Annotated in this window: 10 protein-coding genes and 1 tRNA gene; 10 read left to right on the top strand and 1 reads right to left on the bottom strand. The window is 64.7% G+C overall.

All coding sequences use genetic code 11. The features are described from left to right. Positions 1–78 precede the first annotated feature (78 nt). The 3 genes from rsmA to KNN17_RS06505 are packed head-to-tail and all read left to right on the top strand — an operon-like array spanning position 79 to position 3,821. Positions 79–960 (top strand): 16S rRNA (adenine(1518)-N(6)/adenine(1519)-N(6))-dimethyltransferase RsmA, encoded by an 882-nt coding sequence (gene rsmA, locus KNN17_RS06515; protein ID WP_241707983.1) that lies wholly within the window; start codon positions 79–81, stop codon positions 958–960. Further along, positions 957–1,934, top strand: coding sequence for a 4-(cytidine 5'-diphospho)-2-C-methyl-D-erythritol kinase (locus KNN17_RS06510; RefSeq protein ID WP_078105903.1), 978 nt, complete (start codon positions 957–959; stop codon positions 1,932–1,934). Before rsmA ends, KNN17_RS06510 begins: the two co-directional genes overlap by 4 nt. 39 nt (positions 1,935–1,973) lie before the next feature. After that, positions 1,974–3,821, top strand: coding sequence for an ABC-F family ATP-binding cassette domain-containing protein (locus tag KNN17_RS06505; RefSeq protein ID WP_241707982.1), 1,848 nt, complete (start codon positions 1,974–1,976; stop codon positions 3,819–3,821). Between the two features lie 450 nt (positions 3,822–4,271). Here the strand turns inward: KNN17_RS06505 and KNN17_RS06500 are convergent, their stop codons facing one another. Beyond that, positions 4,272–4,958 (bottom strand): TetR/AcrR family transcriptional regulator, encoded by a 687-nt coding sequence (locus tag KNN17_RS06500; protein ID WP_372489636.1) that lies wholly within the window; start codon positions 4,956–4,958, stop codon positions 4,272–4,274. A gap of 186 nt (positions 4,959–5,144) precedes the next feature. Here KNN17_RS06500 and KNN17_RS06495 point away from each other — a divergent pair. From KNN17_RS06495 to KNN17_RS06465, 7 genes are all read left to right on the top strand, one after another. Further along, a tRNA-Gln gene (locus KNN17_RS06495) sits at positions 5,145–5,216 on the top strand. Positions 5,217–5,370: 154 nt separating this feature from the next. Further along, a complete protein-coding gene (glmU, locus tag KNN17_RS06490; RefSeq protein WP_078105901.1) occupies positions 5,371–6,879 on the top strand; it encodes a bifunctional UDP-N-acetylglucosamine diphosphorylase/glucosamine-1-phosphate N-acetyltransferase GlmU in 1,509 nt (502 codons plus the stop codon). Further along, entirely contained in the window at positions 6,876–7,856 is a 981-nt protein-coding gene (locus KNN17_RS06485; RefSeq protein WP_078105900.1) for a ribose-phosphate diphosphokinase, read from the top strand. Before glmU ends, KNN17_RS06485 begins: the two co-directional genes overlap by 4 nt. Before the next feature lie 340 nt (positions 7,857–8,196). Further along, positions 8,197–8,769 carry a 50S ribosomal protein L25/general stress protein Ctc gene (locus KNN17_RS06480; protein ID WP_241707981.1) on the top strand — a complete coding sequence of 191 codons (573 nt, stop codon included), beginning with the start codon at positions 8,197–8,199 and terminating at the stop codon, positions 8,767–8,769. Positions 8,770–8,875: 106 nt separating this feature from the next. After that, positions 8,876–9,460, top strand: coding sequence for an aminoacyl-tRNA hydrolase (gene pth / locus KNN17_RS06475; RefSeq protein WP_241707980.1), 585 nt, complete (start codon positions 8,876–8,878; stop codon positions 9,458–9,460). A 435-nt stretch (positions 9,461–9,895) separates the two neighbouring features. Next, positions 9,896–12,460 carry a helix-turn-helix transcriptional regulator gene (locus KNN17_RS22515; protein ID WP_241707979.1) on the top strand — a complete coding sequence of 855 codons (2,565 nt, stop codon included), beginning with the start codon at positions 9,896–9,898 and terminating at the stop codon, positions 12,458–12,460. After that, positions 12,438–15,191: a LuxR C-terminal-related transcriptional regulator gene (locus KNN17_RS06465; RefSeq protein WP_241707978.1), complete on the top strand. Its 2,754-nt coding sequence runs from the start codon at positions 12,438–12,440 to the stop codon at positions 15,189–15,191. The genes KNN17_RS22515 and KNN17_RS06465 overlap by 23 nt, the downstream gene beginning before the upstream one ends. Positions 15,192–15,266: the final 75 nt, after the last annotated feature.

The raw sequence follows: 15,266 nt of genomic DNA, 5'->3' as shown, positions 1-15,266 counted from the left end.
CTCCGGGCCCGGCCTTTTCGCGTCCTCGATAAGGCGGGCGGGCGCCCCCGCCGGCCGCTCAGACGATACGATACCTAGGTGACTGAACCGAATTCCGAACATGCCGCCGTCGCACCCCTTCTGGGAGCTGCTGACATCCGACGGCTCGCCGAGGAGATCGGTGTCCGCCCAACCAAAACCCTGGGGCAGAACTTCGTCATCGACGGAAACACGATCCGGAGGATCGTCTCCGCCGCCGGTATTGATCCCGGGGAAACCGTGCTTGAGGTCGGGCCGGGGCTCGGTTCGTTGACGCTCGGCTTGCTCGACGCCGCCAAAACAGTCGTCGCCGTCGAAATCGATCCCGTGCTGGCCGGCAGGTTGCCGGAAACGGTGCGCACCTGGCGCCCGCAGGCAGCGGACGATTTCCACTTGGTCCTTTCCGACGCCATGAAGGTCACCGAACTTCCAGTACAGCCCACCGCCCTTGTGGCCAACCTGCCGTACAACGTCGCGGTTCCCGTGGTCCTTCACCTGCTCCAGCACTTCCCGAGCCTGCAACACGGGCTGGTCATGGTCCAGGACGAGGTGGCGGACCGTTTGGCCGCGGGGCCGGGCTCCAAGATCTACGGGGTCCCCTCGGTCAAGGCCGCGTGGTACGGCCACATGCGCAAGGCCGGCGTGATCGGCATGAATGTCTTCTGGCCGGCCCCGAAGATCCACTCAGGGCTCGTGTCCTTCACGCGCGGCGCGCCGCCGGAAACCCACGCCACCCGCGAACAGGTGTTCGCGGTCATCGACGCCGCATTTGCCCAACGCCGCAAGACGCTCCGCGCGGCCCTCGCAACCTGGGCCGGGAGCGCCGCCGAAGCCGAACGATTCATTGTGGCTGCCGGCGTAGATCCGACTGCCCGCGGTGAAGTGCTCGATATCAACGCGTTTGTCCGAATCGCCGAGGCACGCCACCCCCTGGACGCATGAGTCCGGCAATCAGCGGTGCGAACCGCGGGCGCTTCCTCGCACGGACCGTCCGCGTCCGGGCACCCGGCAAGGTGAACGTTTCCCTCAACGTCGGCCCCTTGCGGCCCGACGGCTACCACTCGGTGGCCAGCGTGTATCTCGCGGTGTCCCTGTACGAGGAAGTAGCCGCCACGAGCACGGAGGGGCCGGGGATCACTGTCAGCATCGGGCCCGCCAGCACCTTGGACCTCGACGGCGTCGACATTCCGCTCGACGAGCGGAACCTGGCTTACAAGGCCGCCGCCATCATGAGGGATGTCTCGGAGAACGCCACGGGCGTGCACTTGGAAATCACCAAGCGGGTTCCCGTTGCCGGTGGCATGGGCGGCGGCTCGGCCGATGCCGCGGCGACACTCCTTGCCTGCGATGCGCTCTGGAACAGCGGTTTGTCACGCGAAGAACTGGCCCACCTTGCCGCCGAGTTGGGCGCGGACGTGCCGTTCTCGTTGCTTGGGGGCACCGCCGTCGGTCTTGGCGTCGGCGACGAACTCTCGCCGGCGCTCGCGAAAGCCCAGATGGACTGGGTCCTGGTCTGCGCCGACTACGGACTCTCCACGCCCGAGGTTTTCCACACCTTGGACAGGCTCCGGAACACCGAGGGACTCGACATCCCCGAGCCGATCGAGGTCGACGCCAAGATCCTGCAGGCGCTGCGCAACGGAGATCCGGACGCCCTGAGCAAAGTCCTCATCAACGACCTCCAGCGCGCCTCGATCGCGCTGGCTCCGCAATTGCGCGACACGATCGGGACGGGGGAGTCGAACGGCGCACTCGCCGGGATTGTATCCGGTTCCGGCCCCACGGTGGCTTTGCTCGCCCACAACCCCCGGGCGGCCGAGGGGCTCGCCGAGGACCTTCGGCACCTTGGCCACAACGCCCTTGCCGTGCACGGCCCGGTTCCCGGTGCCCGGATCATCTCCGATACCCTCCTATGACACGTCGCTCTGACTGTTCACACCAGAAAGTAGTACCTAGTGGCCCACCTGCTTGGCGGTGAAAACCTCACCGTTTCGTTCGCAACCCGCACCATCCTCGACGGCGTAACCCTTGGTTTGGAGGACGGCGACAGGATCGGCATGGTCGGGCGCAACGGTGACGGCAAATCGACGCTGATGCGCTTGCTGGCATTGCGCTCGACGCCGGACTCCGGCCGTGTGACCAAACGCGGCGACGTCAACGTCGGCTACCTCGACCAGTCCGACGTGCTCGACGGCGACCTCACGGTCGGCGCCGCGATCGTCGGCGACCAGGCCGACCACGAATGGGCCGCGAACCCCAAGATCCGGGAGATCATGGGCGGACTTGTGGCCGACGTCGATTGGCACGCCAACGTGCATGCCCTCTCCGGCGGCCAAAAGCGCAGGGTCGCCTTGGCCAAGCTGCTCATCGAGGACCACGACGTGATCATGCTCGACGAGCCCACCAACCACCTCGACGTCGAAGGCGTCGCCTGGCTTTCCCGGCACCTGAAGACCCGCTGGCGGGCCAATCAGGGCGCGTTCCTCGTGGTGACCCACGATCGGTGGTTCCTGGACGAAGTCTGCAACCGGACCTGGGAAGTGCACGACGCCATGGTGGACCCGTTCGATGGCGGGTACGCGGCCTACGTGTTGGCCCGCGCCGAGCGTGACCGCTCCGCGTCCGTCGTCGAAAGCAAGCGGCAGCAGCTCGTCAAGAAGGAACTGGCGTGGCTGCGACGGGGCGCCCCGGCGCGCACTTCGAAGCCGAAGTTCCGCATCGAAGCCGCCAACGAGCTGATCGCCGATGTTCCCGATCCGCGCGACTCGGTGGCGCTTAGCAAGATGGCAACCGCCCGGCTCGGCAAGGACGTGCTGGACCTTGAAGGAGTCTCCCTGGATTTCAAGGGTGGCGACTCTGCCAGCCGCACAAAGCAGAAGCTCTTCGACGACGTGACCTTGCGCTTGGCGCCGGGGCAGCGGCTTGGACTGGTGGGCGTCAACGGCGCCGGGAAGTCCACGCTTCTGAGGCTCCTCAACGGCGAGATCACGCCGAGTTCCGGAAAGGTCAAGCGCGGCAAGACCGTGGTCACGGCGGTGCTCAGCCAGGACGTCAAGGAGCTCGACGACGTCTCCGACCTTCGCGTGATCGAAGTCATCGAACGAGAGAAGCGCTCCTTCAGCGTTGGGGGCAAGGAGTTCACTGCCGGTCAGCTCGTGGAGCAACTCGGGTTCACGAAGGAAAAGCAGTGGACACCCGTCACCGACCTGTCCGGTGGTGAACGGCGCCGCCTGCAACTTCTGCGCCTGCTCGTGGGCGAACCGAACGTCCTGATGCTCGACGAGCCCACCAACGACCTCGATACCGACACCCTTGCCGCCGTCGAAGACGTCCTGGACGGCTGGCCCGGCACGCTCGTTGTTGTCAGCCACGACCGCTACCTGCTGGAACGTGTCACGGATTCCCAAATGGCTCTCCTCGGCGACGGCAAACTCCGCGGACTTCCCGGTGGCGTGGACCAGTACCTGGAATTGCGCGAAGCGGCCCTCGCGAGCGGCGCGGTGACCGGCGGCGCTTCGAGCGGGAGCGCAAGGCCGACGGCGGCAAGCGGCTCGAGTGCCGTGGTTTCCGGACCGAGCGAAGCGGAAAAGCGTGAAGCCCGCAAGGACCTGAACAGGATCGATCGGCAGCTGGGCAAGATCGCGCAGCAGGAAGAGAAGCTCCACGTCCAAATGGCCGCGAAGTCCCAATCCGGCGACTTCGACGCCCTCGGCGAATTGAACGCCAAGCTGCAGGAGCTCCTCGAAGAAAAAGAAGGCCTGGAGCTCGAATGGCTCGAGGCGGCGGAGATCCTGGGGGAGTAGGCGTGGGTGGGACGGGGCCTTCAGCCGGATTCCCGCGGTCACCTTGGGTGCCGGGGCCGGGCAACGGTCCTTCGGCGTCGCTTAGCGCAGAGGTTCCTTCCCAAAGCTCGCAAGCTCGCTTCGGGGCCCTCGGAACGCCGCTTCAACGCAAAGGGGCTACTCGCTCGCTGAGCGAGCTCCTAGCCCGTTGCGTCGCGATGCGCTCCTTTCCGAAGAACCGCCGTCCGGCGGGTAAGGGGCGGTGGCCTGCCGGCGTCGTCCGCCAGACGTGGGGTGGGGACGGGGTCCGTGGAACACAAGGCGGTGAAACTCCTTCGATTCTCGACACCCAAATGTTCTGGCGACTCGGAAAAGGGAATTCGATGCGCGGATTCCGGTGTCGACAGGAATTTTGCGCGTCGACGGGGCACCCAGCGTCGGGCGGTTGCGCCGCGGAGCCAACCGGAACCCCTAGACCTCGCTCCGGAGTTCCGGCTCCTTTTGCAGGCCCGTCAGGCCGTTCCATGCCAGGTTGACCAGGTGGGCTGCGACTGCGCGCTTGTCGGGCTCGCGGTGGTCGAGCCACCATTGGCCGGTCATGGCCACCATGCCTACCAGCATCTGGGCGTACATCGCGCCGTCGGCGGTGCTGAATCCGCGCCGGGAAAATTCGTCGGCGAGCAGGTCTTCCACACGGTCGGCCACGTGGGAGAGCAACGTGGAGAGGGCGCCTTCGGGCTGGGAGGGCGGTGCGTCCCGCATGAGGATCCGGAAGCCGTCGCTCCGCTCTTCGATGTAGCCGAGCAAGGCGAGGGCCGCCTGTTCGACGAGCACGCGTGGTTTGGCTTCGGCGGCGAGGGACTCGTTGATGGCGTCGAGGAGGATCCGGAATTCGAACTCCACGACCCGGGTGTAGAGGCCTTCCTTCGAGCCGAAGTGTTCGTAGATCACCGGCTTGGACACTCCTGCGGCGGCCGCGATTTCGTCGATGGTCGTGGCGTCCAGGCCGCGGGCGGCGAAGAGGCGCCGGCCTATGTCGATGAGCTGGGAGCGACGCTGGGAGCCCGTCATCCGGGCACGGACGACCTGGCCCGCGGGCGGGTGGTTGATCACCCTGGAACCCGCAGCCTGCCGGGGAAGTCCTGTGCTGTTGCTCACCCATCCATCATGCCTTATGTCAAGCGTGAAGCGGCCTCGAAGGGCCTGCCAATAGTGCTGAAAGGGACTCGGGGATGCGCCAAGTCGCGAACACCGCAATGGTCATGGCAAACTAGATTCTTGTGTGTGCGACCCGGTCAACGGGAACCCCGCGGATCCTGCGTCCGCAAGGGTACGTGCGCGCGGTCCGCTCTGGTGTAATGGCAGCACCCCGGCCTTTGGAGCCGTGGAGTATAGGTTCGAATCCTATGGGCGGAACTTGTCGGTGGTCTGCCGGCACCGCCTCTGAAGGCACTGCCTCTCCCGAAGCTGTCCACTGGCTGCGCGGAGGGCTGTGAATCGGCAAGAGTAGGATAGAGCAGATGCCGCAGCCGGGTTCGCCCGGACGTAACCGAGCAAGGAGAGCGACTTCGTGAGCCCCGATACTACTGGCCCCGCCGCTGTAATTGTCCTAGCTGCCGGAGCCGGTACGCGCATGAAGTCGCGGACTCCCAAGATCCTTCACGAAATCGGCGGACGCTCCATGGTGGCGCACGCCATCCTTGCAGCCCGGTCCATCGATCCTCAGCAGCTGGCCCTCGTGGTCCGCCATGAACGGGACTTGGTCGCCGGGCACATCGAATTGATCGATCCCGACGCCGTCATCGTGGACCAGGACGATGTTCCTGGAACCGGACGTGCGGTGGAAGTCGCCCTTGACGCCTTGGACGCGAAAGCCGAACTCAGCGGCACGGTGGTTGTCACGTATGGCGATGTGCCGTTGCTGACCGGTTCCCTTCTCTCCGAGCTGGTCGCCACGCACGAATCCGAGGGCAACGCCGTGACGGTCCTGACCGCGGTCCTCGACGACGCCAATGGTTATGGCCGTATCCTTCGGGCCGAGGACGGCACCGTGCTGGGCATCCGCGAACACAAAGACGCGAGCGACGCCGAGCGCTCCATCCGCGAGGTGAACTCCGGTATCTACGCTTTTGACGCAAAGGTGCTCCGTGAGCAGCTGCACAAAGTGACAACTGACAACATTCAGCGCGAGAAGTACCTCACCGACGTGCTCGGACTGACGCGCGACGCCGGAGGCCGGGTTTCCGCCGTCGTCACCGAGGACCGCTGGCAGGTGGAGGGCGCCAACGACCGCGTCCAGCTCGCCGCCCTCGGGGCCGAACACAACCGCCGCATCGTCGAGGCCTGGATGCGTGCCGGCGTCACGGTCGTCGACCCGGCCACCACGTGGATCGATTCCACCGTGACCCTGGACGAAGACGTCCGCCTCCTGCCCAACACGCAGCTCCACGGCGCCACCACGGTGGCGCGGGACGCCGTCGTCGGCCCCGACACGACCCTCACCGATGTTTCGGTGGGCGAAGGCGCGAAGGTGACCCGCACCCACGGCTCGGGATCCACTATCGGGGCCAAGGCGAGCGTGGGCCCGTTCACTTACCTGCGCCCGGGCACTGTCCTCGGGGAGACCGGCAAGATCGGCGCCTTCTACGAAACCAAGAACGTGACGATCGGCCGCGGTTCGAAGCTGTCCCACCTCGGCTATGCGGGCGACGCCGAGATCGGCGAGGACACCAACATCGGCTGCGGCAACATCACGGCGAACTACGACGGCGAGAAGAAGCACCGCACGGTGATCGGCTCGGGTGTACGGACCGGTTCCAACACCGTCTTCGTGGCCCCCGTAACTATTGGCGACGGTGCATACAGTGGCGCCGGCGCCATCATCCGCAAGGACGTTCCCGCCGGAGCCCTCACCCTGAGCGTCGCTCCGCAACGCAACGCCGAAGGCTGGGTCATCGCAAACCGGCAGGGCAGCAACTCGGCCCGGCTGGCGCAGGCTGCGCAAGCCGCGCATGGTTCCACTGCCACCCCCGATTCCTCAAGTACTCCGGCAACCACAGAAGAGGGCACACAGGCATGAGCGAAATTACCGCACACGGCGAGAAGAAACTAGTTCTCGCCGCCGGACGGGCGCACCCCGAGCTGGCGCAGGAAATCGCCAAGGAGCTGGACACCGAACTCCTGCCTATCGACGCCTACGACTTCGCGAACGGGGAAATCTATGTGCGCTCGGGGGAGAGCGTCCGTGGCACCGATGCGTTCGTCATCCAGGCGCACCCGGCCCCGTTGAACAACTGGCTCATGGAGCAGTTGATCATGATCGATTCCCTGAAGCGCGCTTCGGCGAAGCGGATCACCGTCGTCTCGCCGTTCTACCCGTATGCCCGCCAGGACAAGAAGGGCCGCGGCCGCGAGCCGATTTCGGCCCGCTTGGTGGCGGACCTCTACAAGACCGCCGGCGCGGACCGCATCATGTCCGTGGACCTGCACACGTCCCAGATCCAGGGCTTCTTTGACGGCCCGGTGGATCACCTCATGGCCATCCCGCTGCTTGCCGACTACATCCGCACCAAGGTCGAGGCAGACAACATCACCGTTGTCTCGCCGGACACCGGCCGTGTCCGGGTCGCGGAACAGTGGGCCGAGCGCCTCGGCGGTGCGCCGCTGGCGTTCGTCCACAAGAGCCGCGACCTCACGGTGCCGAACCAGGCTGTCTCGAAGACCGTCGTCGGGCAGATCGAAGGCCGCACCTGCGTCCTGATCGACGACATGATCGATACCGGTGGAACCATCTCCGGCGCTGTCCAGGTCCTCAAGAACGCCGGTGCCAAAGACGTCATCATCGCGTGCACCCACGCTGTGTTCTCCGAGCCCGCGGCGCAGCGACTCGCCGATTCCGGTGCCCGCGAGGTTGTCGTCACCAACACCCTGCCGATTCCGGCCGACAAGCGCTTCCCGCAGCTCACGGTGCTGTCGATCGCGCCGTTGATTGCGCGCGCCATCCGTGAAGTGTTCGACGACGGTTCCGTCACGAGCCTCTTCGACGGCAACGCCTAAGCCCCGCCGGCACCCAACTGACTCGCATTTGTTGTCGTTTTGGGGCCTGATAACGACACCTAATGCGAGTGAGTTGGGCAAAGCCGGGGCCGTTTTCCCTTAGGCGGGACGCGGCTGCTAAACTCTTGGGGATACCTTGGCGAGGGAGAGCACATCCGGGTTAAAACCGGATTGCGGGTCTCCGTTATCGACTGGGTCTGAATCTCCTTCAACGAAGGTGGACTGAACCTGCTGCTCAGCGGCGGGCATTCTGCCGGGCGTGGAAGGTCACCACAGACCTCCGCCCTTGCTGATCGACTTGCCGGCAATTTGCCGGCGCCACAGTAATCAAGGAGTACACATGTCTGAGCAGAAGCTCGCAGCAGAACTGCGCACCGAATTCGGCAAGGGTTTCGCCCGCCGCGCCCGTGCAGCCGGCCAGATCCCGGCCGTCATCTACGGTCACGGCGCTGAGCCCATCCACATCAACCTGCCGGGCCGCGCCACCACCCTGGCCGTCCGCGTGTCCAACGCGCTTTTGGCCCTGGACGTCAACGGCGAAGAGCACCTGGCCCTGGTCAAGGACATCCAGCGCGACCCGATCAAGCAGATCATCGAGCACATCGACCTCCTGACCGTCCGCAAGGGCGAGAAGGTCACCGTGGACGTGGCCGTCCACGTCATTGGCGATGCTGCCATCGGCGCAGTCGCCAACCAGGAAGCCACCACGGTTTCCCTCGAAGCCGAAGCGACGCACCTGCCGACCTTCGTCGAGATCAGCATCGAAGGCCGCAAGGCCGGCGAGCACGTCCACGCCTCGGACATCGTCCTGCCGAGCGGTTCGGCACTGCTCACCGACCCCGAGACCCTCATCATCAACATCTCCGAGGCCACGTCCGAGGCCGAGGAAGAGGCAGCTCCTGCTGCCGAGTAGTCTTTCTGCCTAGTAGTCGGCAGAAGCCTTCGAGAGTGGCCGGGTCCCTGAGGGGTCCCGGCCACTTCTTTTTCATTCCACCCTCCTGATTCCCTAGGATGACTCCATGACAGACACCTGGCTGATCGTAGGCCTTGGCAATCCCGGCGCTGAATACAGCCACAACCGCCACAACGTCGGCCAGATGGTCCTGGACGAACTTGCCTCGCGCATGGGCGGAAGCTTCAAGGCCCACAAAGCCCGGGCCCAGGTGGTCGAGGGCAGGCTCGGGATCGGGGGCCCGCGCGTGGTTTTGGCGAAACCGATGAGCTATATGAATGTCTCCGGGGGACCTGTTTCCGGCCTGGCCCGGTTTTTCGACATTGCACCGGATCACGTGATTGCCGTCCACGACGAAATTGATATTCCCTTCAATGCCGTCAAGTTGAAGATCGGCGGCGGAGAGGGCGGCCATAACGGCCTGCGGGATATTTCGAAGGCTTTGGGTACCAAGGACTATTTGCGGGTTCGCGTGGGCGTCGGCAGGCCACCAGGGAGGATGGACACCGCCGACTATGTCCTGAGGGATTTCGGGGCCTCCGAAAGGAAGGAACTTCCGTTTCTTTTGGATGAAGCGGCGGATGCTGTTGAGGTCCTGATGACCGAAGGCTTGCTTGCCGCCCAGCAGAAGTTCCACCCGGTCAAGGCCTGACCCACCCGCTCGGCTCGGCCAGGGAACCCTCCCCGCTAGCTCTCCACACCCGCACGCTCGTCTCGGGCCCCTCGATCGCGTGGGCCGGGGCGACGCGGCCCCACGTGCACTCATTTCAGTGGTTAACAAGTACCCTGATCGTTAGTCGCCTGACTAATTGATTCGGACCGGTCGCTATGATACTTTGCAAATCACTGCTGGGGGTGAAGAGGAAATCCCAAGGCAAACGACCCGCTGAACGTCACGTCCGCCAGAGCTGCGAAGGTAGCGTGATCTAAATTGCGAGCAACACCGGAATCAGAAACAGGGCGATCCGCAACGGAGCGGCAGCCACTGGGGGCTGCAGAACGTCGAAAATGGTCGTCGCTGGTCCGGCAGGATCTTCAGAACACGGTTATTGAAGCGCTCGACGAACCGTCTTCGTACGGAGTGGTGGTGGTTGGCGCACCGGGCGTGGGCAAAGCGACCTTTGCCCGTTCGGTGGAGGCCCGGCTCACTCCAAGGACGCACGTACTGCACCTCCATGGCTCCACGGACGTCAACACCCCGTTCGGGGCGCTCGCCCATCTGGTCGCGAGGCTGCCGGCAGAGGCCGCAGATTCCCCCGGCGCGATCATCTACGGCATCTCGCACTTGATCAGTTCGGATGCCGCGGGACGCAAAGTGCTGTTGGTTCTCTCGGAACTTCCTGCGCTGGACAGCATGAGCACGGCCCTCCTGGTGCACTTGTTAATTAGCGGGACCGCAAAAGTCCTCGTCACTGTCCGCCAAGCCACGGACATGCCGGAAGACCTGATCAGGCTTTTGAAAGACGGCCTCCTCGACGAGGTCGAACTTCAGGTCTTTTCCCGCGCGGAAGTTGCCAAATTGCTGGGCGGCGTCCTGGGAAAACGGGTGACCGCAACGGCAGCGAGCGCTTTGCATGCATCCAGTGGTGGAAATCCCTTGGTTCTCCAAGCCATCGTCACCGAGCAGCTCCGCTCAGGCAACCTGCACCTGGCCGGCCAGGTTTGGGCAATGAAAGGCGAAATCCACCTTTCTTCCGCGGAAGTCCTGACAGACCTCGTCCGGTCGCGCCTGGCCCGGGAGAGTCCCGCGGTCCGGGAAGCCCTGGAGCTGCTTGCGCTCATTCGAACCGCCCCGCTCTCCGTACTGTTGGACGTGCTTGAACCTGAAGTGGTCGCGGAGATGGAGTGGTCCGGTTATCTCCGCATCGAACGGTCAGGTGCCCGCCGGGTGGCGCTGCGCGACGAGTACATGGGTGAGGTCATTCGAGGCTGGATGGACCTGCCACGGCGGAATGAACTGCGGCAGCTTGCCGCCGGGGTGATGGGCAGCATTACCCGGGACCTCGACGCCGAGGCGCTTCTGGGCTTTGCCTCTTCGACGCTGAACGTCCGCGAAACACTTGAACCGGCAGTGGCCCTGGCGGCCGCGACGGCGGCAAACAGGCAGTTCGATCCTTGGTTCGCTTTGGAATGCGCCCGGCAGATCGGTCGCGAGGACAAGGAATGGGTGGCTGCTGCCCAGCAACGCTGCGTTTCCCACGTCATTCTGGCCGAGCACGAGTCCGCGGTGGCCGCATTGAAGGACGTCGCGCCCGAGCAGCTCCGGCGCCTTCCGCCGTACGAATATGCGGACTATGTCCAGGAGCTCTGCAGTGCGCTGTTGTGGATTCCAGGCGGGCACCTCCAGATACCCGGCCTCATCGCCGAGGCCCAGGAAGATCTTTCCCGCCGGTCGCAGGAAGCCGGAGCGGATGGCACGGAAATTGAACGGGCATGCGGGATGCTCAGGCTCGCGCGTTTCGAGCTCCAGGTCCATCAGGGAGAGTATGCCGACGTTGCCGAAGCCTTGGAGCAGGAGTACAGGGACGGCCTCGATCTTGAGCAGCGGTTGAGCTGCGGGAGCCTGCTGACCATGGCCTGGGCGGTACTCGGCAGGGAAATGGAGGCCATCGAACTGGCGCGCGAGTTGAAGCACAAGATACAGCGCGCCAAGGCCCGCCCGCGGTTGCACAACTGGTTGTCCGAAGGCTTGTTCGCCGCACTCCTCTGCAGCGGACAGTGGGAAGAACTAGCACGGATGCTGACGGCTACCCTCGATCAGCAGCCAAAGAACATCCACTACCTTGGCGGCGCCGCCGAACTCGCACTGGGTGTTTCCTACACCTATGCCGGACGGGCCTCAGTTGCGATCGACACCCTGCTGGGGGCCCAGGCGCAATTGGAGATCAGGCGCAACTACTACGGACCCGTCCTGGCCTATTCCGCGCTCGCCTTTGCCTACGCCCAGGCCGGCGATGTCAAGGAATCCCGGACTTTCCTCGAGTTGGCCGAAAAAGGACAAGGCGAAACGGCGTGGTTCCCCGCGTGGATGGCCGAATTCTGCGTCAAGATGGCACGACGCTGGTTGAAGGATCCCGGGGCGAAACAGAGCCTCATCGAGTCGGCAAACCGTGACTTGGCGAAGGGGCGGATCACCACGGCATCCATCAGCCTCTTCGGCGCCACCGTCCACGGCACCGAGGAAGAGTTGTTGCTCCTGGAGCAGGTTTCGTCCCGCCGCCAAGGCAAGATGGCCGCGGTGAACCGGATGGTGGCGGAGGGAAGCCGCAAGAAGGACCCGAAGACGCTGCTTCTCGCAGCGTCCGTTGCCCAGGAACTGAGCCTGGATGCGGTGGAGTCCCGTTGTGCCGTCCTGGCCCTGGACATCGCCCGGGAAGCCGGCGATTCGGCGTCCGCCAGGCTGGCCCAGCAGCGGCTGGACCGGCTGGTCGGTACCGTGCCTGTGCTGCCCCTGGCCCCGCACACTTTCGGACCCGAACTGACCGAAAGGGAGCGTCAGGTTGCAAAGATGGCCAGTCAAGGGTTGAGTAACAAAGAGGTAGCCAACCAGTTGCAAGTTTCCGTCCGCACAGTAGAAGGCCACCTGTACCAAATCTTCACCAAAATGGGCATCTCATCGAGGAGCGAGCTTGAAGGAACCGCGCAGTCATGACAACGCTGCGGCGGTGCATGGCCATGCCGGAGAAGGCGACGCAAGACCGCCCGAACCGTGGATCGACTATGGGCATTTGCTTCCTGGAATTGCGGCAGCAATCCGTGCGGACGATTGTTCGGCCGTCTTCATCGTGGGTGATTCCGGTCTCGGCGCGTCATCGCTCCTGGCCCAGGTAGGCAACGTCTTCGGCGGGGACCTTGCGGTAGTCCCGATTCACGGGAGTCCCTCATTGTCCGCTGTCCCGTATGGGGTGCTGGCTCCGTTTCTTTCCCACCTCTCCCTTGCCGACATATCCTCCAGGGTCGCTGTGTTGCGCTCACTTTGGGATCACCTCGAGGGCATCCGCGTCGGTACCGGACCGGCTTTGCTGCTCGTCGATGACGCGCACTACCTGGACGATGCAACCTGCGCGATGCTGACGGAGCTTGTTCAGGCAGGATGGGCCAAAATCGTGGCCGCATGCGTTCCGCGGCCGGGAGTTCCGGGCCCGCTCCTGCGCTTGTGGCACGAAGGAACTGCCGAGTGGTTCGACCTGGAGCCCCTGACAGCCGAGCAGGGCCACGAATTGTGCGAGGCCCTCTTGGGGGGAATCGTCCTGAACAGCACAAGCCATGGGTTCTGGACCGAGGCAGGGGGCAACACCCTGCTTCTGAAGACCCTTGTGCGCGAAGCCGAGAGCTCGGGAACCCTCGTCCAGAGGCACGGGGTGTGGCTCAAGGCAGCCGCAACGCCTGTGCACACGGTGAAGCTCGAGGCTGTCGTCAAACTCCAGCTGATGCGTATTTCGGCCGCCGGCAGGGAAGCTTTGAACTTGATTGCCTTGGCGGAACCGGTGGACGAGACGTTGATTACCGTCGTGGCCGGAGAAGCGGCCGTGCAGGAGTTGGTGGACCAGCATTTGATCAAGCCCGGGGGCAATGGGTTGCCAACGCTTCGGCTCGTCAATCCGGTCTACGGAGAGGTGCTTCGCAGCATCGTCCCGGCAGCGCAGAGCCTTCAACTGCACCGGCAGCTGATCTCGCGCATGGATGTCTTGGAGGACAACCCGGATTCCTTGCTGAGGATGGTGACGTGGTCACTGGATTGCGGGGCGGATGTGCCCGATCGTCTCCTGATCCGGGCGGCTGTCCTTTCGGCGAGGCTCCTGCAGAGCGAGTCGGCGTTGCGCATGGCGACAGCGGTACGGGACCCGCAGTGGCAATCGATTGCCCAGGTGGTCTTGGCCAGGTCGTATTTCAATCTCGGCCGCCGGGACGAGGCCGCGACAGTCCTGGCACAAGGAACAGTCGACGCCGGCGCCTCCAACGTAGTTTCCGACAGCCTTCTTCGCGCGGTCACGCGGGCCGCCGTCGGGCAGTCCGCTTCCTTGATCCGGGCAGAAGGCGAGGCCCTGCGCGAATGGGGCGGACAGCAGCCCGGACTCGAGGGCCAGCGCTCGCCGGACGCGAAAGCCGCAGTGCCGCTCGCCGTCACCGTGATCGGGCTGCTGGCCGGCTCCGTGGACGGCGACTACCGGAAGATGGGCCCCGAACTGGAACGCGTGCTCCTCCAGACGGGAACCGTGGACGGCTCTTTGCCTCCGCTGTTCAAGGCCCTGGCGCTGGCCATGAAGTCCGAAATGCTCTGCGCGCTCGGCTGCGGGCGCCAGGCAAAGCAGTTGGTCCTCGAGGCCGCCGCCCTGGCCCAGCCCCAGGAGAACGACGTCTTCTTCGTCCCGGAGTTCATCTCCGCCCGCCTCGTCATTTGCGCCTTGGCCGTGGGCGACTGGGCGGAAGCGCAAAAGCTCCTCGACAGGTACTACGAAACATCGGGCGTCTCGATGGCGTCCTTCGGCGGAGCGGCCTACGTGGTTGCCGGGTACATCGCCATCAGGCAAGGAAAATCCAGCGACGCGTTGCCGTTGCTGACTGCGGGCCTCGAAGCCCTGAGGGACAGCGATCCGCAGAATCTCTTCGGACTGTGTGCCGCCATGGCTTTCTACACGGCAGCCGGCGCGGGCTTGCCTGAAGCCGAACGGTTCCAGGCGGACTACAAGGGCTGGGGACAACACAGCACCCACCTTCTCGCGGCACAGGCAAAGAGTTTTTTCGACGCCGCGCTCGAACTCCTCAACGCTGATGGCTCCGGCGTGGAAGCGTTGAAGCTCAACGCCGACAACGCGGCGAAGGAAAATGCCACATACCTTGAACTTCATGCCCTGGAGCTCGCGCTTGGCCTGGGAGACGCCAGCAGGCTGGAGCGGTTTTGTGAAACCGCAGCCGCCACCGAAGGCGAATGGGCGCAAGCGCTCGCGGAATACGGGCTCGCACTCAATTTCGGGGGTGCCGCGCGGTACCTCGCCGCAGCGGAGAAGCTGGAGGCTGCCACCATCTATCACCTGGCCGCCAAGGCCTATGGTTTGGCGCTGGGAGCATCGGACCGGGGCCACACCAAGGAGCTCAGCGCGGCGGCCCGCGCGGGGCTGGCGCGCTGCAACGAAGAACTGGGACACGGCAGGGAAGAAACGCCGCACGACTCCATGGCTCCGAAGCTGACCAGGAGGGAATGGGACATCGTCAACCTGGCGGTCCAGGGCCTCAGCGACCGGCAGATCGCAGACACGCTCCTCATCTCCGTGCGCACCGTCGAGGGACATCTGTACCGGTGCTATTCGAAATTGGGGATCACCGGCAGGGACGAACTCGCGGGGGCTGCCGCCGTCGCGCAGGGAGCGTCGGGCACAAACTGAAGCCGGGAGAGGCAGCAGGGCAGTAGTAGCGTACTCTCGGTTCGAGCCGCAGCCACTGCCGCCGACGAGTACCCG

The sequence above is a fragment of the Arthrobacter bambusae genome (genome assembly GCF_022606295.1).
Taxonomy (GTDB): Bacteria; Actinomycetota; Actinomycetes; order Actinomycetales; family Micrococcaceae; genus Arthrobacter; species Arthrobacter bambusae_A.
The sequence above is the reverse complement of the archived record's forward strand: the minus strand, read 5'-3'. Positions and strand labels throughout refer to the sequence as shown.